We start from the raw sequence: 225 nt of genomic DNA on the forward strand, positions 1-225 counted from the left end.
ACTCCAACAGATAGAAGATATTACACTTATGAACAATATTTAGAATATAAAGGAATACATAAAGAACAAGTAAATAGAAAAAATGTTATTTATACAAGAGTTTCAACTTCTAATCAAAAAGATGATTCAAGTGGAGTTTCTTAGACAATATGCAAATGCTAAAGGAATAATAGTAGATGAAGTTATTGAAGATTATGGAAGTGGACTAAATTATAATCGTAAAAA

At 25.3% G+C, this 225-nt stretch carries 1 pseudogene; it reads left to right on the plus strand.

Annotated features, from left to right (window positions below):
* A pseudogene (locus KGF42_RS19695) lies at positions 1-225 on the plus strand (recombinase family protein); the annotation flags it as partial.

Origin of the sequence: Clostridioides sp. ZZV15-6383, assembly GCF_020657735.1 — a bacterium.
GTDB classification, from domain to species: Bacteria; Bacillota; Clostridia; order Peptostreptococcales; family Peptostreptococcaceae; genus Clostridioides; species Clostridioides difficile_D.